This is a genomic window from Pseudidiomarina salinarum (assembly GCF_000753715.1).
In the GTDB taxonomy this organism is placed as follows: domain Bacteria; phylum Pseudomonadota; class Gammaproteobacteria; order Enterobacterales; family Alteromonadaceae; genus Pseudidiomarina; species Pseudidiomarina salinarum.
In genome coordinates this window covers 922622-945970 of the sequence record NZ_JPER01000001.1, presented here as the reverse complement: position 1 = coordinate 945970, position 23349 = coordinate 922622, and the positions used below count along the sequence as shown (strand labels likewise).

Below are 23349 nucleotides of genomic sequence, written 5' to 3'. Positions count from 1 at the left end.
CAATGACTGCCCCGTTTAATTTTTCCGCGGGGCCGGCGATGTTGCCGGCAGAGGTTATGCAGCAGGCGCAGGAAGAGTTCCGCAGCTGGCGCAATAGCGGGATTTCGGTGATGGAAGTTAGTCATCGCGATCCTGCCTTTATGCAAATGGCCGCTCAGGCCGAGCAGGATCTGCGCGAGCTGATGGCGATTCCGGCTAACTACCAGGTGCTGTTCATGCATGGCGGTGGTCGCGGCCAGTTTAGTGCGGTTCCGCAAAACATTGCGGGTCCGGACGACACCGTCGATTACCTGAACTCAGGGATCTGGTCCGATTTTGCGATTCGCGAAGCGGGCAAATACGTCGGCCGGGTCAATGTCGTTGGTGGTACCGAACAGACTTCCCGCGGTAAAGCCATACAATCCCCCGTATCCTGGAAACTGTCTGAAAAGCCCGCTTATTTCCACTATTGTCCCAATGAAACGGTCGACGGCATTGCGCTGCATGACATACCTGAAGGCATCAGCGCGCCCTTGGTTGCTGATCTGTCATCAACTATCCTGTCCGAACCTCTTGATGTGAGTCGTTTTGGTATCATCTATGCCGGCGCTCAGAAAAATATCGGACCCTCGGGGTTCGCCATTGCCATCATCCGCGATGACCTGCTGGGCAGGGCGCAGGGCAATACCTCTACTATTATGGACTACAGCGTCCAGGCCAGAGAACGGTCGATGTACAATACCCCTAATACCTTTGCCTGGTATCTGTCAGGGCTGGTATTTACCTGGTTGAAGGGCAAAGGCGGTGTGCATACGATGGGCGCGATCAACCGCGAGAAAGCCGCTTTACTGTACGATTACATTGACGCTTCTGACTATTACTCGAACCCGGTTCATCCGGATTTCCGATCGCGCATGAATGTACCGTTTTTACTTGCCGATGACCGCCAGGATGGGGCGTTTCTGCAGCAGGCAGAGAAACGTGGCCTGGTCGGGCTGAAAGGCCATCGCTTCGTGGGTGGCATGCGCGCAAGCATTTACAATGCAATGCCGCTGGAAGGCGTAAAGGTATTGCTCGACTTCATGAAAGATTTCGAAAAAACACACGCTTAAAAACAAGAGTGAATCTATGACTATTTTTGATGCGAAGACCTTAGCTAATGAAGGCGTCCGTAATTTGAGCCCTTATCAGGCCGGCAAGCCTATTGAAGAGCTGGAGCGTGAGCTCGGTATTCGCAATATCGTGAAATTAGCGTCCAACGAAAATCCGCTGGGGCTCAGTGCCAAAGTTAAACAGGCACTGCAGGATCAGTTAGCCGGGCTGGCCCGTTATCCGGACGCAAACGGCTATTACCTGAAAACCTGTATTGCTGAAAAATTTAATATTAAGGCAAATCAGATCACTCTGGGTAATGGCTCAAATGACGTTCTTGAGCTTATCGCCCGCACCTTTGTCAGCGACAAAAACGAAGTGATTTACTCGCAGCATGCTTTTGTGGTTTATCCGATAGTGACCCAGGCCATTGGCGCTAAAGGGATTGCCGTGCCAGCGAAAGATTATGGGCATGATCTGGATGGCATGCTGGATGCGATCAATGACCGGACCCGGATGATTTTTATTGCGAACCCCAACAATCCGACCGGTACCTTTCTCGCGTCTGACGCACTCCATAATTTTTTGAAGAGCGTCCCCGCTAACGTGCTGGTGGTGCTGGATGAAGCCTACTCGGAGTATGTCGCTGAAGAAGACCGGGCGCCATCTTTCCAATGGGTTAACGAGTTTCCGAATTTGCTGGTTACCCGCACTTTCTCCAAAGCCTATGGGCTGGCTGGCCTGCGCGCCGGGTTTGCGGTAACAGGAGCAGAGATTGCTGATTTGCTGAACCGTGTACGCCAGCCGTTCAATATGAACAGCCTGAGCTTGCGCGCGGCAGAAGTCGCGCTTGGCGATACCGGATATCTGGAAAAATCTGTCATCGTTAATGACACAGGTATGGCCCAGCTAACCCTGTTTTGTGATGAGCAAGGGCTTCGTTATATCCCGTCACGCGGTAATTTTCTTACTATAGAAGTAGGGGAGGATGCCGCCGGTATCTATCAGAAATTGCTGCACGCCGGGGTGATTGTCCGCCCTGTCGCTGGCTACGAACTGCCGCGTCACCTGCGGGTGAGCATTGGTCTGCCGGAAGAAAATCAGGTATTCATTGAAGCCATGAAAAAGATTCTGGCGGAGCAGGTCGGCTAAATATGACCGCAGCGCTGGAACTGGCAGGTTTGCAGCAGTGCCGGGGCGAAGTGACCTTGCCTGGTTCCAAGAGTATTGCCAACCGGGCCTTGTTAATGGCGGCCTTATGCCAACCGGGTGAGCGCACGCTACTTACCAATGTGCTGCGCAGCGATGATACCGAGCGTATGCTTGAAGCCCTGGCTGGGCTCGGTGTTGATATCGATATTGACGCTGCTGATGCAACCCGGATCAGTATTTCGGGTTGTGGCGGCAAATGGGCGCAGGTTCCCGCAGAATTAAACCTCGGCAACGCAGGCACGGCCATCCGGCCGCTGACAGCGGTGCTGAGCGCTACCTTAAACGATCAAAACTGCGTACTGACCGGTAACCAGCGCATGCAGGAGCGGCCGCTGGCAGCGCTGACCGAAGCGCTGTGCCGTGGCGGGGCGGATATTTGCTACCTTGAAAACCAGGGCTACCCGCCGGTGCGATTAGCAGGCGGATTACGGGGCGGCCATCTGACTATCGACGGCAGTGAATCCAGCCAGTACATCAGTGCCTTACTGATAGCCTTACCTTTACTACCCAATGACAGCGTGCTGCAGTTGCAGGGCCAGGTGGTGTCCTGGCCTTATATTGAGCTTACGCTCGCTATGCTGGAGCGGTTTGGCATTCAGATCCATCGCATCAGCGGGCAGGAGTTCATGATACCCGGGCAACAAGGCTATCGCTCACCCAGTACCTACTGGATTGAGGGCGACGCCAGCGCCGCCTCGTACTGGCTTGCCGCTGGCGTACTGGGCGGCGGACCACTACGGGTGCATGGCATCGGCCAGGCGAGTATCCAGGGCGATTTAGCCTTTGCCAGTTATCTGGCGGATATGGGCGGTAACCTTGATATTGGTGAAACCTTCATTGACGTAAGCGGGGGCCGGTTGCGGGCCATTGACGCCGATCTTAACGCGATCCCCGATGCGGCAATGACCTTTGCTACGCTGGCACTGTTCGCTGAAGGAACAACACACATCCGTAATATCGGTAACTGGCGGATTAAAGAAACCGATCGCCTGCACGCGATGGCAACTGAACTTCGTAAAACTGGTGCGGTTGTAGATGAGTTTGCTGACAGTATTCGTATCACTCCCCCGGCTGAAATAGCGCACGCCAGCATAGCTACCTACGATGATCACCGTATGGCTATGTGCTTTGCGCTGCTGGGCTTCGCCGCCGCTGGTGTGCGTATTATCGACCCCGACTGCTGCCGTAAAACCTATCCTGGTTTCTTCTCTGAATTTAAGCGCTTATGCCGCTGAACGGCTCGTCCGGGTGGCAATCAGGTTCTAGCCTACGCAATCAGCTTGCCGAATAAAGGTGCAATTTTCCGCAAAATCCGTATAATTGCGGCGCTTTTATCTGGTAGAGGATGCCCATGACCCAAAACATTCCCGTTATAACTATCGATGGCCCGAGTGGGGCCGGCAAAGGTACCATAAGTCGTATTCTCGCTGAGAAACTAGGGTGGCACTTGCTGGATAGCGGGGCAATTTACCGGGTTCTGGCGTTAGCTGCTTTGCATCACGACTTTGATGCCGACGATGAAGAAAGTCTGGTGGCACTGGCAAGTAATCTTGACGTGAAGTTTGAGGTCGAGGAAGAAAAGTCGCTGACTCATATCATCCTGGAAGGCGAAGACGTCACCATGTCGATTCGCGCGGAAGCGGTTGGCAACATGGCATCCAAAATCGCCGCCTTGCCGCGCGTGCGCGAGGCGCTGCTGCGCCGTCAGCGCGCTTTTAAAGAGCTGCCGGGCCTGGTCGCTGATGGTCGCGATATGGGCACTGTAGTATTTAAAGATGCCGCCGCTAAGGTTTATCTGACCGCCAGTGCCGAAGAACGGGCACGCCGGCGCTATGAACAATTGCTAGAGAAAGGTTTTACTGCTAAAATCGACCAATTAATCGCCGAAATCCAGGAACGGGATGAACGTGATACAAACCGCTCGGTTGCCCCTTTGCAGGCTGCTGAGGGTTCGTTGTTTGTGGATTCAACTGATTTATCGATCAATGAAGTGGTCGAGCAAATACTCGAGTTTGCCCATGGCAAGCTCTCGAATACTGAGAAGGTAGGCTCTTAGGGTCGCCGGCTTAGCGGTCTGCAGTAAGGATGCGAGCAGATTATTTATAACAACCCCGCCTCACAGGATTGTCTGGTGGACGTACTTAACTGAAGATAGCCAACTCATATGTCAGATAATTTTGCACTACTGTTTGAAGAAAGCCTTAAAGAGGTAGAAACACGCCCGGGTTCAATCGTTAAAGGTACTATCGTTGCTATTAACCGTGACGTTGTATTAGTTGACGCTGGCCTGAAATCTGAAAGTGCTATTCCTGTTGATCAATTCCGTAACGCTGAAGGCGTGTTGGAAATCCAGGTGGGCGATCAGGTTGACGTTGCGCTAGATGCTGTGGAAGACGGCTTCGGCGAAACGATTTTGTCGCGTGAAAAAGCTAAGCGCCACGAAGCATGGTTGCAACTCGAGAAAGCTTACGAAGACCAGGAAACTGTTATCGGTGTTATCAGCGGTAAAGTTAAAGGCGGTTTCACCGTAGATTTAGGCGGTGTACGTGCGTTCCTGCCAGGCTCTCTGGTTGATGTGCGTCCGGTTCGCGAAACTGCGCACCTGGAAAATAAAGATTTAGAATTTAAAGTTATCAAGCTGGATCAGAAGCGCAACAACGTGGTGGTTTCACGTCGTGCCGTGATCGAGACTGAAAACAGTGCAGAGCGCGATGCGCTGCTGGAAAACCTGCAAGAAGGCCAGGAAGTTCTTGGTATCGTTAAGAACCTGACCGACTACGGTGCATTCGTAGACTTAGGCGGCGTTGACGGCTTGCTGCACATCACTGACATGGCCTGGAAACGCGTTAAGCATCCAAGCGAAGTCGTGAATGTCGGCGACGAAATCACTGTTAAAGTACTGAAGTTTGACCGCGAGCGTACTCGTGTATCTCTGGGTCTGAAGCAATTAGGCGAAGATCCATGGTCAGATATCGCTAACCGTTACCCTGAAGGCCACCGCCTGACTGGTCGGGTTACTAACCTGACTGATTACGGCTGCTTCGTAGAAATCGAAGAAGGCGTTGAAGGTCTGGTACACGTTTCTGAAATGGATTGGACGAACAAAAACGTTCACCCATCTAAAGTCGTGAACCTGGATGACGAAGTTGAAGTGATGGTGCTGGAAATTGACGAAGAACGTCGTCGTATTTCACTTGGCCTGAAACAATGTAAACCTAACCCTTGGGAAGAGTTTGCTAAGAACTTCAACAAAGGCGACAAAGTTTCCGGTAAAATCAAGTCAATCACTGACTTCGGTATCTTTATTGGCCTGGACGGCGGAATCGACGGTCTGGTTCACTTGTCAGACATCAGCTGGGAAGCTACCGGTGATGAAGCTGTACGTGAATTCAAGAAAGGCGAAGAAGTTACTGCTATCGTCCTGCAAGTCGACGCCGAGCGTGAGCGTATCTCTTTAGGCATCAAGCAGCTGGAAGAAGATCCGTTTAACAATTATCTGGCAGCCCACAAAAAAGGTGCTATCGTTACTGGTAAGGTCACAGAAGTTGACGCTAAAGGTGCGAAAGTTGAACTGGCTGACAGCGTTGAAGGTTATGTTCGCGCTTCAGATATTTCACGTGACCGGGTTGAAGATGCGACAACTGAACTGAAAGTTGGCGACGAAATTGAAGCTCGTTTCATGGGCGTTGATCGTAAAAACCGCGTACTGAGCCTTTCAATTCGTGCGAAAGACGAAGTTCAGGAAAAAGAAGCGATTGAGTCGGTGAACAAGCAGCAAGATGAAGGCGATAAGTTCTCCAGCGCAATGGCTGAAGCTTTCAAAGCAGCTAACAAAGACGATTAATTACGGATTCGTTTAGCTGCCTGATAACATGGATCGTGCGTGCAACAGCACGTTAGAGGAGCTTAAGATGACAAAGTCAGAACTGATTCAACAGTTGGCAACGTTGTATCCTGAGCTTTCTCCGCGACAGGTTGAAGATGCGGTGAAAGAGATTATCGAACAGATGGCCCAGCAGTTAGCGGGCGGCGGACGAATCGAAGTTCGTGGGTTTGGTAGTTTTTCACTGCATTATCGGGCGCCACGAATTGGTCGCAACCCGAAAACCGGAGAGCAGGTTGAACTTGAGGGCAAATACGTCCCTCACTTTAAACCGGGTAAAGAGCTACGGGAACGGGTCGACAAGATTTAACGTCGAGTAAACGAAAACGGCATGCTATATTATGGCATGCCGTTTTTTTATGAGTGTCAGACAGGAAACATTATGATCCGATTTGTTTTTGTCAGTCTGCCGTTATTAGTTTTATTTCTTATTGCAGTTTTTTTCGGGGCGCTTAACAAGCAGGTCGTCACTATTGACCTTTTTGTAGCCGACTTCAGTTTGCCGGTATCCGGTATTGCCGCTGGTTTTCTGCTGCTGGGCTTTGTTATCGGTTTGCTGAGTATGGCCGGACGACAAGTCTTATTGCGAAGCGAAAACCGTAAGCTGCGCAAACAAGTGATTAAAACGAGCCAGAACTAATGCTTGAACTTTTGTTTCTGCTGCTACCAGTTGCTGCCGCTTATGGCTGGTTTATGGGGCGTAATAGTGTCCGTAATGAAGGACGCCGTGAGCAGGAACAGTTTTCCCGCCAATATGTGACCGGTCTGAATTTACTGCTTTCCGATCAGCCTGATAAGGCGGTCGATCTATTCATTGAACTCCTCGATGTTGATTCTGATACCCTCGAAACCCATTGGGCCCTTGGCAAATTATTCCGACGTCGGGGTGAGGTTGATCGCGCAATAAAAGTACACCAGAACCTGACTTCGCGGCCGAATATCTCTGAGCAGGAACGTCGCGAGGCGATGTTCGAATTAGGCCTTGATTACCTGGCCGCCGGTATTTATGACCGGGCCGAAGATATGCTATTGGCGTTGCAACAAGACAAAGCATTCCGTGAAGCTTGTCAGCGTCACTTACTTGAGCTCTATGAAGCCACCCATGAGTGGGACAAAGCAATAAAAGTCGCGTTGAAGCTGACCCGTACCGATAAATCAGCAGAACGGGTGGTAGCCCAACTCTATTGTGAACTGGCCGAAAAGCAGGAAAGTCCGGAACTGGCTGGCAAGTATTACACTAAAGCGCGTAAACATGATCCGGGCTGCGCCCGCGCGGCGCTGGCCCTCGGCCGTCTGTGGTTCAACCAGGGGCATTATCGTAAGGCGCAACAGATTCTGGCTGGTATCCTCCATGAAGATCAGGCCTTTATCGCCGAAGCCTTGCCTTTAATTAAAGCCTGTTTTGAGACTCTCGAAGACGAAGCCGGGCTTATTCATTTTCTGCACGACTGTGTGAAGACCAGCCAGTCAACCAGCGCTGCCGTTTTGCTGTCGGAATTAATCGCACGGGAAAACGGCATCGAAGCCGCGGAAAAGTTTATTCAGACCACCTTAATTAAGCACCCCACAATGAAGGGCTTTCACCAACTTATGGCATTCCACATCCGGGCTGCTGATGTTGGCAAAGCCCGTGACAGCCTGCGGATGTTACAGAAACTGGTTCAGCAGCAATTGCAGCAACGGCCCAAGTATCGCTGTCGTCACTGCGGTTTTGCCGGCAGCACACTTTACTGGCATTGCCCGTCGTGTCGTAGCTGGGGAGAGATCAAACCCATAATCGGTTTAGATGGAGAATAGATGAAGCATAAGTCCCAGATTTTTGTCGCGCTGGATTTTCCGGATGCGGCCTCAGCATGGCCATTAGTGCGCAGGCTGAACCCTGATATGTGTGGCCTGAAAGTAGGCAAAGAGCTGTTTACCAGTGCCGGCCCTGAGTTTGTTAAACGGCTGGTAGATGAGGGCTTCAGAGTCTTCCTGGATCTTAAATTTCACGATATCCCGAATACCGTCGCAAAAGCGGTTCGTGCTGCGGCCGAGCTTGGCGTATGGATGGTTAATGTCCATGCCAGCGGTGGCCGACGGATGATGGAAGCGGCGCGCACGGCGCTGGCAGATTTTCCTGAGCCGCCGTTACTTATCGGTGTCACCGTTCTGACCAGTATGACAGCTGATGATCTGGCCGAAACCGGAATCGCTGTGGAGCCGGCAGATCAGGTGCAGCGCCTGGCGCGCCTGGCGGCGGTCAGTGGCCTTGATGGTGTGGTTTGTTCCGCCTGGGAAGCCGAGCAGTTGCAGGCGGAATTTGGTCGTGATTTCGTTCTGGTCACACCCGGGATCCGTCCGCTTGGAAGTGAGCAGGGTGATCAACGACGGATTATGACGCCGGAACAGGCGCAGGCGCTGGGCATCCAGGTGCTGGTGATTGGCCGTCCGATCACCCAGGCTAATGACCCTATGGCAGCCTTACAGGCAATTAATCATAGTCTTACGCTATAGTCCGCCCCTGTAACTGGCGTTGGCCGGGTCACAACAGCTAGACTCCTGATTGCTGCATTTCGCAGTTTATATCAGGAGAGACGCTATGTTACGGAAGACACTTATTTTTGCCTCTATGCTATCGCCGCTGGTATTGCTTCAGCCGGCTACCGCTGAACCCATGCCGCTTTGGGAGCCGGGGATGCAGCAGGTGGTGCAGGTTAACCTGAATACCGCATCAGCTGAACAATTGGCGATGAACCTTACCGGGGTGGGCCTTAAACGCGCTGAGGCGATTATTGATCTACGCACGAAATTAGGCAGCTTCAGCGACCTGAATCAGCTATTACAGATCAAAGGTATTGGTCCGCGGGTACTCGAGTTAAACAAAGAACGAATTACCTTCTGACTCACAGCAGGCGCGGCTGTCTGGTCGCGCCTGTCCTGTTTTATCTACCCTCAGCCAGCGCTGCCAGCCGGCGTTGATGCAGCCACCAGGCAAGCGCGCCGGCCAATAACCCACCCGAATGCATAACCCAGACCTGGTCACCGGTACTTAGCAGCACCGTACTGGCGATGAGTCCCATGGCTTCAAGCGCAACTTTGCCAATGATAAAGAAGAGCCCGATTGCCAGCGTCCAGTCCCAGCGGTAGTTACTGGCTGACCATTCCAGGAAAATGCCGCAGAGAAATAAGCCATGGATAAGCCCTGAGAGGCCGACAAAGCGATCCGGAAAACCCAGCAGCCAGACCCAGAGACTGATACCGACCGTGATAATGGTCACGGCGTTGAGCCAGGTACGCACGGAAAAATGCCGTGCGAATAAAACGGTGACGATAATCAGACCAGCGCCGTTCAGCATGAGGTGTTGCAGATTAAGGTGCATGACATGGGCTGTCAGGATGCGCCAGGGTTCATCCCAGATCCGTTCACGGTCAAAGTCAAAGTGATCGAGCAACTGAGGAAGCTCAGTCTGATAGAAATGCAGCCAGGTCGCAATGACGACAACCAGAAGCGCACAAATTATAACCTGAAGCTGTTGGGGCATATCAAAGGATTCCCTGAATCATCCATTGCCGGTGGTTGCTGAGGTCTTTATCATAGGGACAACAGTGAGTTCCTGTAAACCGTAAAATCACCAGAAAAAGGAAATCAGCATGCGCCTTAGCGGATTGCTACTGATCGGCAGTATTTTTTTGATCTCCGCCTGCGGTGCAGAAGCACCACCTGAGCAGACCCAGCAACCCGAAGCGGCGACTGGCTTTATTGCGAAAACCGGGAAACTGGCTGAAGATTATCTGGTGGTGGCAGCGACGCCGCCTGCGGCTAAGGCTGGCGAAGCAGTGCTGGCTGCCGGCGGGAATGCCATTGATGCGGCAATTGCGGTACAGGCGATGCTGACCCTTACTGAGCCACAATCATCGGGCATTGGCGGCGGCGCCTTCATTCTGTACTGGGATGACGCAGCGCAGCGATTATATACCATAGATGCGCGCGAGCAGGCACCGCAGGCCGCTGGCCCTGATCTCTTCCTTGACGCGCAGGGGCGGCCACCGGAAAGTTTCTGGGACGCCGTGATCGGCGGCCGTTCGGTGGGTACTCCCGGCGTGCTAAGGGGGCTTGAACTGGCGCACCAGCGCTGGGGTAAGCTGCCATGGTCGGATCTTTTTACACCAAGCATAACCGCAGCACGGGAAGGCTTTGTGGTGTCGCCACGGCTGCAACGTTTACTTGAGCTCGAAATCAATCCCGGCTTGCCGGAACTCGAGCCGGCGCGCAGTTACTTTTATCCGCAAGGGCAAGCGCTGCAGGCGGGACAGACGAAGCGCAATCCGGCGTTAGCGGATACCTTCCAAGAGATCGCTAAGGGTGGGGCAGATGCCTTTTATACCGGTGCTATTGCCGCTGATATTGTCACTGCGGTGCAACATAGTGGCGGCGCTCCGGGCTTACTGAGCAAGGCCGATCTGGCGGGCTACCAGGCCGTTATCCGCCAGCCTGTATGCTCTGCGTACCGGGTCTATCAGATTTGCGGTATGGGACCGCCAAGCTCGGGTGGCATTTCGGTATTGCAGATCCTTGGCATACTGGAAAACTTCCCGGTAAGCGAGTGGGATCCCACCGGCGCCGATGCATTACATTATTTTACCCAGGCATCGCGCCTGGCTTTTGCCGACCGGAACCGATATATAGCTGACAGTGATTACGTTGCAGTGCCTGTCGCCCAAATGCTGGATGAAGGCTACTTAGCGCAGCGCGCCAGTTTGATCACTAACCGCGATATGGGAAAGGCTATGGCCGGTGAGTTGAGACTGACCGAACAAGCCGACGATCAATCGCCGGAGTTTCCCAATACCAGCCACCTTTCGATCATTGATGCCGAGGGCAACGCCATCGCCATGACGACCAGTATCGAAATGGGCTTTGGCTCAGCGGTAATGGCTCGCGGTTTTTTACTGAATAACCAGTTAACGGATTTCTCGCTGGTCCCGGAAGTCAATGGTATGCCGGTCGCGAATCGGGTTGAGCCTGGCAAGCGTCCACGCAGTTCGATGGCGCCCACTATGGTCTTCGATGAACAGGGCGAACAATTAATCCATGTTGTGGGTTCGCCAGGTGGTCAGAATATTATTCTTTATGTGGCGCAAGCGCTGCTTGGCCTGCTGGACTGGAATATGAACATGCAGGAAGCCGTTAATCAACCGCATGTAACCAATACCAACAGAATGACGGTGCTGGAGGCGGAAACGACACTGGTACCTGTAGCCGATGAACTCAAGGCGCGTGGCCACGAGGTTCGGATTGGCGAGCTCAATAGCGGGTTGCATGGAATTACGGTATTGCCGGATGGGCGTTTATTTGGGGCGGCAGATCCCCGTCGCGAAGGTCTGGCGACGGGGAATTAATGCCGTACTCAGGACTCGCTGTTGTCTTTTACCGCTGGAATGAAGTCACCGTAGCCACGAGCCTCCATATCTTCAAGCGGAATGAATTCCATGGCGGCGGAATTGACGCAATAGCGTAGCCCGGTCGGTTTGGGTCCATCGTCAAATACGTGGCCAAGGTGTGAGTCAGCGTATTTGCTGCGTACTTCGGTGCGGGTCATCAGCCAGGAGCGATCCTTGTGCGTTTTTACGTAGTTATCGCTGATAGGCTGGGTAAAACTAGGCCAGCCGGTGCCGGACTCAAATTTGTCCGCCGATGAAAACAGCGGTTCGCCACTGATGATATCGACATAAATGCCGGCGCGATCTTCGTCGTAGTAAGGGTTGCTGAACGCCCGTTCGGTTTTATCCTGCTGGGTTACATCGTACTGGATCTGCGTAAGTTCCTCTTTCAGCGTACTCTCTGAAGGCTTCTCAAAGTCTTCCATTTGTTCGGGCGACCAGTGATCCGTTAAACCTCTGTTAGTCTCAGCTGAATCATTCATCTTAGCCTCCGTTTCCTGACCTTGTGATTGTTCATTTTCGAACCTGGTAAAATCAACTTCGTAATCATCTTTCCAAACCGATTCGGTAAACTGAAACCGGCCCGAGTTAAAGGTATAAACCCGATAGCGTACCGGGTTCTCTTTATAGTAATCCTGATGATAATCCTCGGCGCGATAAAAGGTATCAAGCGGCGTTATTTCAACAACTATAGGTTCATCAAAGCGCCCGGAGCTGGCCAACTGCTGTTTTTCGTGTTCCGCGATGCGCCGCTGCTGTTCATTGTGATAGAAAATAGCGGGACGATATTGCTGGCCCCGATCGACAAACTGCCCCTGATCATCGGTGGGATCCATCATCCGCCAGAAGGCCTGAATCAGACCCGTATAGGTGACAACTGACGGGTCGTAGTGAACCTGCACAGTCTCGGTATGTCCGGTGTTACCGGCGGCAACTTGCTGGTAGGTCGGGTTGGGCTCGTCACCCCCGGCATAACCCGATACCGCTTCGCTCACTCCCGGCACTTCTTCGAAGGCTTTCTCGACGCACCAGAAACAACCGCCGGCAAAAGTGGCGGTTGCTGATTCGGCGCTCCAGGCGGGGGCACTGAGGCTGAACAGCAAAGTGCCCCAGGCTACACAGATCGTCTTACCGGTTATTATCGGGTTTGTGAACATTAGATCTCCATTATAGTTTAAGTCGCTGATCCAACTTGCTGATAAAGGTGCGGATCCGCTCTGCATTGGCGCCAACATCGCTACGGCCGACCCGTGATTTGCTGCGCACATCAACCTGTGTCTGGCCATTTTCCTGCTGAATACGAATCACCACATCATCTTTAAAGCCAAACCAGGTGGTGGTGGCAGTAGCTTCGATCCGTCCTGCTTCAGAATCGCTGGCTACCAGCTGCCATCCCATATCGCTGGCAACAACCAGGGCCGCGTCAAATACCGTAGCGGGTTCAGCCGAGGTGGTATAGGTTTCAATGTCAGGGTATGCCTGGCGTTGCTGCTCGGCCGTTTCTTCACCCGGATAGGCAACCGGGTTCGGCGCATCGGCACGCAGTGGCGCTATAGCAACAAATTCCGGTGGGTTACTGGTGTTTGTGGTGATGTCATGAATTGGCGGCACGCTGCGAGCTGTCTGCAATTGCGAATAGGGCAGATAGAAGCTGATCAGAGCGGCGATGGTGCCCAGCATCATCAGACCAAGCAAGAGCCCCCGCGGTCGTTTCCAGATCATGTAAACAACTGACAGTACAACGACTGCGGCGCCGAGATAGGCTGCCCAGCGCATGACCGTAAATGCCTGGCCTAAATCCACTATATGCAGCCGATAGAGCGGTCCGGATCCGGCCAGCATCAATATAGCGACAAAACCGGCAATAATAAGAAGTGAACTGATTTTCGTGTGCATGAGTATTCCCTGTTGTTATTTTAATTGTTTACGTTGTACCAGTAGCACAGGATCAAACTGAATAAGCGGATAAAAGGCCAAAAAATTCAGTAGGATCGGCTAAACTGGTGATTATAAGTTACGGTAAATCACCCTATTAAGGATAGTCTATGTTTCGGGTTCGCTCCTCGCGGCTTGTTTTTGCCTCATTATTTGCAGTACCGCTGGTTTCTGCAGCTACAGCACAGGAACCGCCGACCGCTGATTCTGCAGTTGGTCAGGATATAGAAGTAATAGAGGTGACCGGTGAACGTCGTTCGGTTACGGGCCTGTCACCAAAGAATAATCCGGTCGATGGCGTATTTGGTGGTGATAAAGTGCTGGCCGACATTCCCCGCTCAGTGACCCCAATCTCATCGCAGTTGCTTGAGGCGGCAGCGATTAATGATTTGCATGATATCAGTAAAGTCGCCCCCAATACCTATTCGGCGGCGGGCTTTGGCGCGCCAAGTCTGCCTACTATCCGTGGTCAGCTGGGAGAAATATTCCAGCTGGGGATGCGCCGGCAGGGCGGTAATAACGGGCTTGGCATTCCGCTGTCGTTTAACAGTGTGGCCCAGGTCGATGTGGTGCGGGGCGTGGCGCCAGTGATTCTGGGCAGTACCCAGCGTACCGGGGGCTTTGTAAACCTGCAGCCAAAGCAGGCGCAGCTGCAGGAAACGGACAACATAGTGCAACTTTCAGCTGGCCGGTGGCAGCAGTACCGCGCGCAGGTGGACATGAATCAGGTACTCGATAACGGTAAGCAAGCCCTGCGAGCGAGCGTGGAAGTGGTGCGCGAAGACAGTTTCTATGACTATGCCGGTTATGACAGTGACAATATCTATCTGGCCTGGCGCTGGTTGCCGGATGCGTCCTCTGAGCTGAATTTGCACGCCGAGTTTTACGATGTCGACTGGACCGATAATGCCGGTCTGAACCGGCCTACCCAGGATTTAATTGACCACGGCTGGTATGTGCAGGGGCAGGGCGTGCAGCCCAATGGTTCGACCGTTCCCGGCGCTTTTGCAGTGGTCAGCCCCACCGGGCAGGTGAAAATACCCAGAAGCCAGGTTTATACCGATCCACTTGATATCAATAATGCGCAGACCTATCTGCTGTTCGGTGACTACCAGCGTGATCTGGGGGATGGCTGGGAATTTACCCAGACCGCCTATTTTCAGCATTTAGAGCGGGAAGAGATCGCGCAGAACAGTTTTGTAGAAATTATTGACGGTGCTACAACATTTGAAACGCGCAGTACCTGGCAGCGGGAATGGGCACCCGGGCAGGTAAGCTGGTTTGGCGGCAACCTGCGGTACAATGACGTGCTGGGTTTCAGCCAGTTTACCACCGAGGCAGATTTGCCAGTTGATCTGACCGGTCCGCTGAGCAATCGTCGGATTCCGCTGACAGCAGCGCAGAAAGCGCGTCTGGTCGAGCTGCGTCCAGATGTCTGGGTATCGCCGGGTACTCAGTATGATATTGATGGCGATGGTGCCGGTGATTTTAATTTGTCTGATACCACCGACTCGACTAGTTATCAGCTGGGTGTTTTTGTCCAACATGAGCAGCCGCTTAGTGTGGACTGGCTGTTGCAGGTTGGTCTCCGGGCCGACTGGTATGATGTAACAGCGCGTGATCCCATAGCGCCAGCGGGTGTAACACCGGCCGAGGATAGCCATTCTGAATGGCTTTATGGGGCGCAGGCGAGCCTGAGTTATAGCCTTAATCCTGACAGTACCTTTTACCTGAGTACGAATTATACTGAGTCGACTTCCAATAGTATGGCCGGCGGCACGGTGCTGGGTGCTGACCAGCAAATCAATCCGTTGAATTTCGCGACCGAAAACGAAGCAGTTGAACTCGGCTATAAATACGCTCCCGCTAATTCGCCCTGGTATCTGGATGCTGCGGTATTTGAACAAACCCGGAGCCTGCGTAATCGCGATGGCAGTAACTCAGGAATAAAGAACCGCGGTTTTGAAAGTCAGCTGTTCTATACCCAGGATGCGTTGTGGCTGAGCCTTGGTTATACCTATCTGGATGCCCGCTATGATGAATCAGCCAGCTTCCAGGATTCACGCCAGGTCTACGATGCTTTTGATAACTCACGGCCTGATATTGTGCAGGGAACTGGCGTGGGCGCGCCGAATTTCGCGTTTTTTCCGGCATCGTCGGCTCGCGCTCAGGGGCAGCCCGACCATACCGCCGCCATGGCACTTGGCTATCAGCTTTCAGAAGCCTGGGAAGTCGGTGGTCAGTTGAGTTACAGTGGCGACTATAAGCTTGATTACCTGAATAAAGTGCGGATTCGCGAACAACATACGCTGAACCTCTTTGCGCAGTTTCTTCTGAACAATGATCGAACCCGAATCCGCCTGGATGTGTTTAATGTCACCGACCAGGATAACTGGTCGCCGGTTTTCGAAGGCGGCTATTTTGGTTCAACCCTGGTTTTCCCGGAGTTGCCCCGGCACTTTGAAGTAACCCTGACGCAGCGTTTTTAAGGATCAGATAGCAGACTAAATTATGAAAAAAACAACTGGATCGTCCACCAAGCTGATTATTGTTGCTGTTATTGCCGCCTTGGTTGCCGTTATCTTTGGTTTTGATCTGCATCAGTATCTGGAGCTGGATAAACTAAAGGAACACCAACAAACCCTGGCTGAATGGAAAGAGACGCACTGGCTGATGCTATTTGCTGGCTACTTTGTCGCCTATGTGATTGTTACTGCCTTGTCGGTTCCGGGGGCCGCAGTGATGACCCTGGGGGCAGGAGCGCTGTTCGGACTCTGGTGGGGCCTGTTGCTTGCTTCATTTGCCTCTACCTTTGGTGCCACCCTGGCCTTTCTAAGTGCCCGGTACGTATTGCGTGACTGGATAGAAGAACGCTTTAGCAAACGCCTGAAGGCGATTAATAAAGGCATCGACCGCGATGGCAAATACTATTTACTCACCTTACGTCTGGTACCGGTATTTCCGTTCTGGATTATTAATCTGGTAATGGGGCTGACCCGCATCCGGTTATGGACTTACTACTGGGTAAGCCAGGTCGGTATGTTGTTAGGAACGGCGGTTTATGTGAATGCCGGTACCCAACTGGCGCAGGTTGATAAACTCGGCGATATTTTTTCCCTGGAACTAATCATTAGCTTTGGCTTGCTGGCGATATTCCCGTTAATAGCCAAGTGGCTGGTTAATTTTATCAAGCAACGCAAGCTGGTCAGCCACTGGCAGAAACCCAAAAAGTTTGATGATAACCTACTGGTTATCGGCGCCGGCTCCGGCGGGCTGGTAAGTGCCTATATAGCGGCGGCAATTAAAGCCAAAGTGACCCTGGTTGAACAAAATGAAATGGGCGGCGACTGTCTGAATACCGGCTGTGTGCCATCAAAATCTCTATTGCACATCGCCCACGGCCGCCATGAAGCGCTGCGATTAAACGAGCAGGGCGTGTCAGTCACGGCGGATGGGGTCGATTTTGGTGCCGTGATGAAATCTGTGCACCAGGTGATTAAGGATATCGCCCCCCATGACTCGCCTGAGCGTTATGAATCCCTGGGCGTCAATGTTGAAATTGGGCGCGCGCAACTGGTGTCGCCCTGGAAAGTTGAGATTACGGCCGGCGATGGTTCAAAAACCACACGTACCGCCCGTAATATTGTACTGGCAACCGGCGCCAGGCCATTTATTCCGCCAATTGACGGCCTTGAAGATACCAGTTATTTAACCACCGAAACCATCTGGTCGCTTACCGAGTTACCGAAAAAGTTTGTCGTGATGGGCGGCGGACCGGTCGGCGCGGAACTGGCGCAAGCCTTTGCCCGACTTGGTTCTGAGGTAACTATTGTGGAAGCGCAGTCGCAACTGCTGCCCAAGGAAGATCCTGATGTAGCTGATCTGGTGCGTTCACAATTTGAAGCGGACGGCATCAAACTGATGCTGGGCTGGAAAGCTGTTGCCGTTGAGCAGGACGATGATGGTAAGCCCCGATTACGTATTGAGAACAGTGATGAAGAACAGCAACTGCTGGATTACGATCAGTTGCTGGTAGCGGTTGGACGCAAGGCAAATCTCGAGGGCTATGGCCTGAGTGATATTGGCGTCGAAGTAAATAATACGGTTCGTACCAATGACTTTTTACAGACCAGCTCGCCGTCTATTTATGCGGTTGGCGATGTTGCCGGACCTTATCAGTTTACCCATACCGCCAGCCATCAGGCCTGGTACGCAGCGGTCAACGCCTTATTTGATCCGTTCAAGAAATTTAAGGTGGATTACAAGGTCATTCCCTGGGCCACCTTTACTGATCCTGAAGTGGCCACCGTCGGCCTTACGGAGCAGGAAGCAAAGCATCAGGACATTAATTATGACTTAACCACCTATGACATCAGCGACCTGGATCGGGCCATCGCTGATCAGCAGGCTAAGGGTCTGGTAAAAGTGCTGACCAAACCAGGCAGCGATAAAATCCTTGGCGCTACCCTGGTTGGTCATCACGCCGCCGATATGGTGGGTGAGTTTATTCTGGCAATGAAACATGATCTGGGCCTGAAGAAAATAATGGGCACCATACATATCTACCCGACCATGTCGGAAGCCAATAAATATGTTGCAGGGAACTGGCGCCGGGCAAATCAGCCAGAGCGTTTACTGAAATGGTTGGAGCGGTTTCACCGATGGCGTCGAGGTTAATTAAGGTTTTATTATGTTGTGTGCTGTTGCTTGCCAGCAAAGGGGTAGCAGCGCAGGTGTACTTTTATGCCTGGGGTGGCTCCAGTGAAGTGAATAATTATCTGCGCTGGGCCGCTGATGAGCTGAAAGAACGACACGACATTGAACTCATTCATGTAAAGGTTGGCGACATCAGCGAAGCCGTTGCCCGCTTACTCAATGAAGATGCCGGCTCCAGCGCTATTGATTTACTCTGGATCAACGGTGAAAATTTTCACGCACTGAAACGGGCCGGTAAATTGTTAGGTGATCTTCCCGCCCGGGTTGATAACGCCGCGGCAATTAATCCTGAGCTGAACTGGCGAACTGATTTCGGCGTTGCTGTAGATGGCTATGAATTACCCTGGGGGGTAGGGCAGTTTCACCTGTTAGTTCGGGAGAACACCTTGCCAGCCGAGCCTGATCCGGCACAGATTTTAACGTACGCGCAGCAACACCCCGGACGCCTGACTTATCCGAAGCCTCCGGAATTCCACGGCACAACCTTCCTTAAGAGTGTGTTGATCAGCCTGAATAATCAGGATGAGCGCCTGTATACAAGTCCGGACCCTGACACCGCGCGCGAACTGCTAGCGCCGTTGTGGCGCTATCTCGATGCATTGCACCCGCTATTATGGCGACAGGGCAGAGATTTCCCCGGCTCAGCAGTGGTTCAACAGCAACTGCTGGCGAATGGCCAGCTTGATATGGCGGTGAGTTTTAATCCGCAGGAATTGACGGTAGCGCAGCGGCAGCAGCGACTGCCTGCCTCAGTTACTGCCACCACGCTTGGATCCGCGGCGATCACCAACAGCCATTATCTGGCAATACCGGCCGCCAGCCCGCATCAACCTGAGGCGTTACAGGTTATTAATTTTCTGCTAAGCGAGCGGGCGCAGTTGAAGAAAATGGATCCGGCGGGATGGGGCGACCCACCGGTTATTGAGCTGAACGACAGCGGGCCGCAGGCACTGCAGTTGTTTTCGGCGCAGTCAGAGCCTCATGTTGACTGGTTAAGGCTGATTGAGCAGCAATGGCTGGAACGCTATCAGCGATGAGGATTGATCAGGTAAAAGGCCAGGGCGGACTCACGCTTGCACTGCTAGGATTGGGATTGCCGCTCATCGCGGCTCTGACCGGGATATTATTTAGCGCAGAGTTGCTGAACCTGACAGCCTTATTCCGCTATCCCGGTTTGCCCGCTATGGTTTGGCAGGGCTTATTGGTGGCGGTAGTGGTTACCGTTACCGCCACACTCGTGGTGATGGTTTCCAGCTTTTCTATTTCCAGCAAAGGCCTGCGCAGTATTATCGCCATCCCCAATCTGGCATTTACCGTCGGTATTCTCTGGTTAATCACCCCCACTGGCTGGCTATGGCGCTTGCTGCCGGGGATTGAAGTCAATCTCTTTGATCGTCAGTATCTGCTGACCTTTATAGTTATTCTGCTGCTTAAAGAAATTCCCTTTTTACTGTTCATGAGCCATCGCGCGCTGCAGCAGATACCGCATCAGAAATGGCTGCTGATCGGACAGAGTCAGGGCCATAGTAAAACTAAAACCTGGTGGTTGATTGTTATGCCAGCGTTGCTCAAGCGGCTTCGTTTTCCGTTAATGGTGGTGGCGGTTTATAGTTTCAGTGTTATCGATATCGCTTTGCTGGCGGCGCCGAACCTACCGTCGACTCTGGCCGTGCAGGTGTTTGAGTGGCAGCTGAATTTCACTCCTGAGGCACGCCAACTGGCGTATACCGGAGGCTTGTTGCTACTGGTATTAAGTGGTGCGTTATGCCTCGGGGTGATTGCTCAGGAGTACCTGTTTCGTCAGTGGTCGCGCAAGCGTCTCGCCAGTTCGGTAACAGCAGTAGAGCGTACGACACTGAAGCTGTTACAAGGATTACGATCGCTGCCGTTGCTGACTCAGATACTGGGGCTGCTTGCGTTAGCGGCGCTGGTAGCACAATCCGTTAGCCGGGGCTGGTTTTACCCGGCTCTGTTGCCTGCAGACTGGACTTTGCAGGGCTGGCTGCAGGAATGGCAGTATATATGGCCCGGTGTTATCAATGCCTTTGCCATTGCGGCGATAGTGGGCTTATTCAGTGTGCTTCTGGTCATTGTGCTGCTGGAATTAAGGCGCAAATATCAGTGGCGCTACCTGGGGTTATGGGTTCTGCTTCCCTTGTTTATTCCACAGGTTCTGCTGGTTCTTAGCTGGCAACACGCCATTAGCTATACTGGCCCGGTTGGCTACTGGATCTGGGTGATCTGGTCGCATATTCCGTTTTCAGTGGCTTATGCTTATCTGGTGCTGGCACCGCAGGAACAAGCGTTCGATCAACGCTATCTGCTGGTATCCAGGGCGTTAGGCTACAGCTTCTGGCGGAGCTGGTGGCGGGTAAAACGGCCACTGTTGGCAGGCCCTTTGTATCTGAGTCTGGCACTGGCTATGGTTATCAGTATTACGCAGTATGTACCGACGCTAATTCTGGGCGGCGGGCGTGTAGCTACCGTCACCACGGATCTGATGGCGGCCAGTAGTGGCATAAACACGCAACTGGCGGCGATTTACGCATTAATGCAGTGGCTGCTCGCCACCGGTGTATTGATTGGCCTGACATGGCAGCGCGGCAGTTCTGCAGGAGAGCAATAATGAGTAATACCGTATTAAGCACCAGTGATATCAGTATGCGCTGGCCGGATCACCGGGTTGAATTGCCAGCCGTACAGGTGAATGCCGGTGAGGTATTGGGGATTATGGGGCCTAGCGGCAGTGGTAAATCAACCTTATTGCGCTGGCTTATCGGTGAGCAACAGCATTTTGTGCGTACCGCCGGCTCTATCTTCGTGGATGGTGTCAGTGTTGAGCGGTTACCCGTTGAGCAACGAAAAATTGGGATCCTGTTTCAGGATGTCCTGTTATTTCCCCATCTTAATGTGCTTGATAACCTACGCTTTGGTTTACCGGCAGAGCAACGCGCGCTGTCAGCGGCAGAACAGACGGAATGGGTGATGGAGCAGTTACGGGCGATTCAGATGAGCAAATATGCCACTGCAGCGGTAACCAGTCTCAGTGGTGGCCAGCGAGCCCGGATAGGCCTGCTGCGGGCCTTATTGAACAAGCCGCGAGTGATGTTGCTGGATGAACCTTTCGCCGCCCTGGATGCACGCCTGCGGGCCAGGATCAGAGAGTGGACTTATAGCCAGCTGGCCGAACAAGACGTGGCGACCATAGTAGTCAGCCATGATCAGGATGATATTCCCGCTGACGCAAACAAATTGTACTGGCCGGAGGCGCGCGATGTTTGATCCCGTCCTTTCACGCACTATCAGACCGCTTTTAAAGGCTTGTGCACGGCCCCTGGTGAAAGCTGGCATCAGCGCGGATCAGGTGACTATTGCCGGCTTTGTGATCGGCATCCTGGCAGTACCTGCGTTGGCTTACGAGCAGTACACCCTGGCACTGGTGCTGATTCTGATCAACCGGATTAGTGATGGCCTGGACGGTGCCGTAGCGCGTATTACCCAAACAAGTGATGCCGGCGGCTATCTGGATATCAGCCTTGATTTCATTTTCTATTCAGCCATTCCGTTTGGTTTTTTGCTTGCTGACATCCAGCAGAATGCGGTGGCGGCGGGCTTTTTAATGCTGACCTTTATGGGGACCGGCGCCACCTTTCTGGCGTTTGCGGTGCTGGCGAACAAGCGGGGCATTGTTAACCCCAGCTACCCGAATAAGTCGCTGCACTACATGGGCGGCCTCACTGAAGGGTTCGAGACTATAGCGGCTTTTGTCATTTTCTGCCTGTGGCCGCAGTGGTTCTGGTTTACCGCCTTGTTGTTTGCGGGTTTGTGCTGGCTGACCGCCCTGACGCGATTGTGGGCAGGCTACCGGACGTTGCAGACTAATCTGTCTTTGGATCCCGGAAAGGAATAGTCAGCATCCCCTTTAAGCCGGTGGTTTCAGTTACATCCTGGTACTGTTTCAGGCCAATCCGGATGCCATCCGAGCCGTCTTTTGATTCGCGGGTATAACTGCGGAAGACGCGATCCCAGACCGAGAGATTAAAACCATAATTACTATTGGTTTCTTCTTTGCGCTGACTGTGATGAATACGATGCATTTCCTGGGTGACTATCAGGGCCCTGACCGGGGCTTCCCAGGGACGGGGTAGTGCGACATTGCCGTGGGTAAACAGTGAGGTTGCATTCAGCACAACTTCAAAAGTAATTACCGCCCATAGCGGGATTCCAAACGCCAGTACCACCCCGATTTTTATCAGCATGCTGAGCAGGATTTCCAGGGGGTGAAAGCGCAGGCCGGTGGTGGTATCAAATTCAGGGTCGGCGTGATGGACCCGGTGAATGCGCCATAACAACGGGATCATATGAAACAGACGGTGCTGCCAGTAAATGGCAATATCCAGTAGTATCAGGCCGATGATCCCGATAACCCAGACCGGCCAGTCGGTTTGCCGTAACAGGCCAAAGTTATTATCGGCTGACCAGAGTGCTGCACCTACGGCACCGGCCGGAATGAGAATTCGCAGCGCCAGGGTATTTACGACCACCAGGCTCAGGTTACTGCGCCAGCGCTGACTTCGCTTGATTTTATTGTGACGCTTTGGCCGCCGCCACTCCCATAACAGCATCAGTAGCAGAACGCCGAGAAAGCATCCCAGTCGTATCCATACCTCGGCGGCGACCCCGACGCCCATCTAGCCAGCTTTCGGTTTGTTATTCGCGAACGGCGGCCAGCCCATGGTGGTTCCGGCCAGCAGATGCAGGTGAATATGGAATACGGACTGACCGCCATCCTGATTGCAGTTCATTACCGTACGGTAACCGTCTTTTGCAAAGCCATGTTGCACCGCAATGCGGCCGGCCACGACATACAGGTGCCCAACCAGCTCGCGGTCATCTTCAGTAATATCGTTTATGGTGGCGATCGGTTTTTTCGGGATAATTAAGATGTGAATAGGTGCCTGCGGATTTACATCTTTAAAGGCGATACTTATGTCATCTTCATACACGATATCTGCAGGCACTTCGCCGTTAATAATCTTATCGAAAATTGTCTCTGAACTCATAGTCACCTCAATAAGCTACTTAGTTTATACCCTGGTAATACTAGT

The 23349-nt window shown here is 52.7% G+C and carries 22 protein-coding genes; 17 read left to right on the top strand and 5 right to left on the bottom strand.

What is annotated here, in order from left to right:
- The first annotated feature begins 2 nt into the window (after nt 1-2).
- The 10 genes from serC to IDSA_RS04470 all read left to right on the top strand — a co-directional run bounded on the left by serC (nt 3) and on the right by IDSA_RS04470 (nt 9050).
- Nucleotides 3-1091, top strand: a complete 1089-nt coding sequence (gene serC / locus IDSA_RS04515) for a 3-phosphoserine/phosphohydroxythreonine transaminase (RefSeq protein WP_034774550.1) — start codon at nt 3-5, stop codon at nt 1089-1091.
- Between the two features lie 16 nt (nt 1092-1107).
- On the top strand, nt 1108-2223 hold the full coding sequence (hisC, locus tag IDSA_RS04510) for a histidinol-phosphate transaminase (protein WP_034774548.1): 1116 nt from the start codon (nt 1108-1110) through the stop codon (nt 2221-2223).
- A 2-nt stretch (nt 2224-2225) separates the two neighbouring features.
- Entirely contained in the window at nt 2226-3518 is a 1293-nt protein-coding gene (gene aroA / locus IDSA_RS04505) for a 3-phosphoshikimate 1-carboxyvinyltransferase (protein WP_034774547.1), read from the top strand.
- A 116-nt stretch (nt 3519-3634) separates the two neighbouring features.
- Entirely contained in the window at nt 3635-4339 is a 705-nt protein-coding gene (cmk, locus tag IDSA_RS04500; protein WP_034774546.1) for a (d)CMP kinase, read from the top strand.
- Nucleotides 4340-4447: 108 nt separating this feature from the next.
- Nucleotides 4448-6127: a 30S ribosomal protein S1 gene (gene rpsA, locus IDSA_RS04495; protein WP_034774545.1), complete on the top strand. Its 1680-nt coding sequence runs from the start codon at nt 4448-4450 to the stop codon at nt 6125-6127.
- A gap of 67 nt (nt 6128-6194) precedes the next feature.
- A complete protein-coding gene (locus IDSA_RS04490) occupies nt 6195-6476 on the top strand; it encodes an integration host factor subunit beta (protein ID WP_034774543.1) in 282 nt (93 codons plus the stop codon).
- Between the two features lie 72 nt (nt 6477-6548).
- On the top strand, nt 6549-6806 hold the full coding sequence (locus IDSA_RS04485) for a lipopolysaccharide assembly protein LapA domain-containing protein (protein ID WP_034774542.1): 258 nt from the start codon (nt 6549-6551) through the stop codon (nt 6804-6806).
- Nucleotides 6806-7963: a lipopolysaccharide assembly protein LapB gene (gene lapB / locus IDSA_RS04480; protein ID WP_034774541.1), complete on the top strand. Its 1158-nt coding sequence runs from the start codon at nt 6806-6808 to the stop codon at nt 7961-7963. The genes IDSA_RS04485 and lapB overlap by 1 nt, the downstream gene beginning before the upstream one ends.
- Entirely contained in the window at nt 7964-8662 is a 699-nt protein-coding gene (gene pyrF / locus IDSA_RS04475; protein ID WP_034774539.1) for an orotidine-5'-phosphate decarboxylase, read from the top strand.
- 85 nt (nt 8663-8747) lie between these two features.
- The gene (locus IDSA_RS04470) at nt 8748-9050 is read left to right on the top strand and encodes a ComEA family DNA-binding protein (protein WP_034774538.1); all 303 of its coding nucleotides are present in this window, start codon (nt 8748-8750) and stop codon (nt 9048-9050) included.
- Nucleotides 9051-9090: 40 nt separating this feature from the next.
- Here the strand turns inward: IDSA_RS04470 and rrtA are convergent, their stop codons facing one another.
- Entirely contained in the window at nt 9091-9690 is a 600-nt protein-coding gene (gene rrtA / locus IDSA_RS04465; RefSeq protein WP_034774536.1) for a rhombosortase, read from the bottom strand.
- Nucleotides 9691-9799: 109 nt separating this feature from the next.
- On the opposite strand from rrtA, the gene ggt reads away from it, so the two are divergent.
- A complete protein-coding gene (gene ggt / locus IDSA_RS04460; protein WP_034774535.1) occupies nt 9800-11548 on the top strand; it encodes a gamma-glutamyltransferase in 1749 nt (582 codons plus the stop codon).
- Between the two features lie 8 nt (nt 11549-11556).
- Here ggt and msrB read toward each other — a convergent pair whose 3' ends face one another.
- Nucleotides 11557-12747 (bottom strand): peptide-methionine (R)-S-oxide reductase MsrB, encoded by a 1191-nt coding sequence (gene msrB / locus IDSA_RS04455; RefSeq protein ID WP_051986058.1) that lies wholly within the window; start codon nt 12745-12747, stop codon nt 11557-11559.
- 10 nt (nt 12748-12757) lie between these two features.
- Nucleotides 12758-13486 carry a DUF1499 domain-containing protein gene (locus IDSA_RS04450; protein ID WP_051986057.1) on the bottom strand — a complete coding sequence of 243 codons (729 nt, stop codon included), beginning with the start codon at nt 13484-13486 and terminating at the stop codon, nt 12758-12760.
- A 149-nt stretch (nt 13487-13635) separates the two neighbouring features.
- On the opposite strand from IDSA_RS04450, the gene IDSA_RS04445 reads away from it, so the two are divergent.
- Genes IDSA_RS04445 through IDSA_RS04420 form a run of 6 tightly spaced genes read left to right on the top strand, consistent with a single transcriptional unit; the run spans nt 13636 to nt 22151 of the window.
- The gene (locus IDSA_RS04445) at nt 13636-16014 is read left to right on the top strand and encodes a TonB-dependent receptor (RefSeq protein WP_126760526.1); all 2379 of its coding nucleotides are present in this window, start codon (nt 13636-13638) and stop codon (nt 16012-16014) included.
- 22 nt (nt 16015-16036) lie between these two features.
- A complete protein-coding gene (locus IDSA_RS04440; protein WP_034774533.1) occupies nt 16037-18202 on the top strand; it encodes an FAD-dependent oxidoreductase in 2166 nt (721 codons plus the stop codon).
- Complete coding sequence (locus IDSA_RS04435) at nt 18187-19278, top strand: ABC transporter substrate-binding protein (protein ID WP_034774532.1); 1092 nt, start codon at nt 18187-18189, stop codon at nt 19276-19278. Before IDSA_RS04440 ends, IDSA_RS04435 begins: the two co-directional genes overlap by 16 nt.
- Complete coding sequence (locus IDSA_RS04430) at nt 19275-20867, top strand: ABC transporter permease family protein (RefSeq protein ID WP_034774531.1); 1593 nt, start codon at nt 19275-19277, stop codon at nt 20865-20867. The genes IDSA_RS04435 and IDSA_RS04430 overlap by 4 nt, the downstream gene beginning before the upstream one ends.
- Complete coding sequence (locus IDSA_RS04425; protein WP_051986055.1) at nt 20867-21523, top strand: ATP-binding cassette domain-containing protein; 657 nt, start codon at nt 20867-20869, stop codon at nt 21521-21523. The genes IDSA_RS04430 and IDSA_RS04425 overlap by 1 nt, the downstream gene beginning before the upstream one ends.
- Complete coding sequence (locus tag IDSA_RS04420; RefSeq protein WP_034774520.1) at nt 21516-22151, top strand: CDP-alcohol phosphatidyltransferase family protein; 636 nt, start codon at nt 21516-21518, stop codon at nt 22149-22151. The genes IDSA_RS04425 and IDSA_RS04420 overlap by 8 nt, the downstream gene beginning before the upstream one ends.
- On the opposite strand, the gene IDSA_RS04415 is transcribed toward IDSA_RS04420, so the two are convergent.
- Both IDSA_RS04415 and IDSA_RS04410 read right to left on the bottom strand, forming a co-directional pair.
- Complete coding sequence (locus IDSA_RS04415; protein ID WP_034774519.1) at nt 22120-22932, bottom strand: sterol desaturase family protein; 813 nt, start codon at nt 22930-22932, stop codon at nt 22120-22122. The genes IDSA_RS04420 and IDSA_RS04415 overlap by 32 nt on opposite strands.
- Nucleotides 22933-23304: a histidine triad nucleotide-binding protein gene (locus tag IDSA_RS04410; protein ID WP_034774516.1), complete on the bottom strand. Its 372-nt coding sequence runs from the start codon at nt 23302-23304 to the stop codon at nt 22933-22935.
- Nucleotides 23305-23349 lie beyond the last annotated feature (45 nt).

Excerpts from the sequence above, each read along its gene's own strand:
- serC (WP_034774550.1), top strand. The coding sequence starts at position 3 with ATGACTGCCCCGTTTAATTTTTCCGCGGGGCCGGCGATGTTGCCGGCA.
- hisC (WP_034774548.1), top strand. The coding sequence starts at position 1,108 with ATGACTATTTTTGATGCGAAGACCTTAGCTAATGAAGGCGTCCGTAAT.
- aroA (WP_034774547.1), top strand. The coding sequence starts at position 2,226 with ATGACCGCAGCGCTGGAACTGGCAGGTTTGCAGCAGTGCCGGGGCGAA.
- cmk (WP_034774546.1), top strand. The coding sequence starts at position 3,635 with ATGACCCAAAACATTCCCGTTATAACTATCGATGGCCCGAGTGGGGCC.
- rpsA (WP_034774545.1), top strand. The coding sequence starts at position 4,448 with ATGTCAGATAATTTTGCACTACTGTTTGAAGAAAGCCTTAAAGAGGTA.
- IDSA_RS04490 (WP_034774543.1), top strand. The coding sequence starts at position 6,195 with ATGACAAAGTCAGAACTGATTCAACAGTTGGCAACGTTGTATCCTGAG.
- IDSA_RS04485 (WP_034774542.1), top strand. The coding sequence starts at position 6,549 with ATGATCCGATTTGTTTTTGTCAGTCTGCCGTTATTAGTTTTATTTCTT.
- lapB (WP_034774541.1), top strand. The coding sequence starts at position 6,806 with ATGCTTGAACTTTTGTTTCTGCTGCTACCAGTTGCTGCCGCTTATGGC.
- pyrF (WP_034774539.1), top strand. The coding sequence starts at position 7,964 with ATGAAGCATAAGTCCCAGATTTTTGTCGCGCTGGATTTTCCGGATGCG.
- IDSA_RS04470 (WP_034774538.1), top strand. The coding sequence starts at position 8,748 with ATGTTACGGAAGACACTTATTTTTGCCTCTATGCTATCGCCGCTGGTA.
- rrtA (WP_034774536.1), bottom strand. The coding sequence starts at position 9,690 with ATGCCCCAACAGCTTCAGGTTATAATTTGTGCGCTTCTGGTTGTCGTC.
- ggt (WP_034774535.1), top strand. The coding sequence starts at position 9,800 with ATGCGCCTTAGCGGATTGCTACTGATCGGCAGTATTTTTTTGATCTCC.
- msrB (WP_051986058.1), bottom strand. The coding sequence starts at position 12,747 with ATGTTCACAAACCCGATAATAACCGGTAAGACGATCTGTGTAGCCTGG.
- IDSA_RS04450 (WP_051986057.1), bottom strand. The coding sequence starts at position 13,486 with ATGCACACGAAAATCAGTTCACTTCTTATTATTGCCGGTTTTGTCGCT.
- IDSA_RS04445 (WP_126760526.1), top strand. The coding sequence starts at position 13,636 with ATGTTTCGGGTTCGCTCCTCGCGGCTTGTTTTTGCCTCATTATTTGCA.
- IDSA_RS04440 (WP_034774533.1), top strand. The coding sequence starts at position 16,037 with ATGAAAAAAACAACTGGATCGTCCACCAAGCTGATTATTGTTGCTGTT.
- IDSA_RS04435 (WP_034774532.1), top strand. The coding sequence starts at position 18,187 with ATGGCGTCGAGGTTAATTAAGGTTTTATTATGTTGTGTGCTGTTGCTT.
- IDSA_RS04430 (WP_034774531.1), top strand. The coding sequence starts at position 19,275 with ATGAGGATTGATCAGGTAAAAGGCCAGGGCGGACTCACGCTTGCACTG.
- IDSA_RS04425 (WP_051986055.1), top strand. The coding sequence starts at position 20,867 with ATGAGTAATACCGTATTAAGCACCAGTGATATCAGTATGCGCTGGCCG.
- IDSA_RS04420 (WP_034774520.1), top strand. The coding sequence starts at position 21,516 with ATGTTTGATCCCGTCCTTTCACGCACTATCAGACCGCTTTTAAAGGCT.
- IDSA_RS04415 (WP_034774519.1), bottom strand. The coding sequence starts at position 22,932 with ATGGGCGTCGGGGTCGCCGCCGAGGTATGGATACGACTGGGATGCTTT.
- IDSA_RS04410 (WP_034774516.1), bottom strand. The coding sequence starts at position 23,304 with ATGAGTTCAGAGACAATTTTCGATAAGATTATTAACGGCGAAGTGCCT.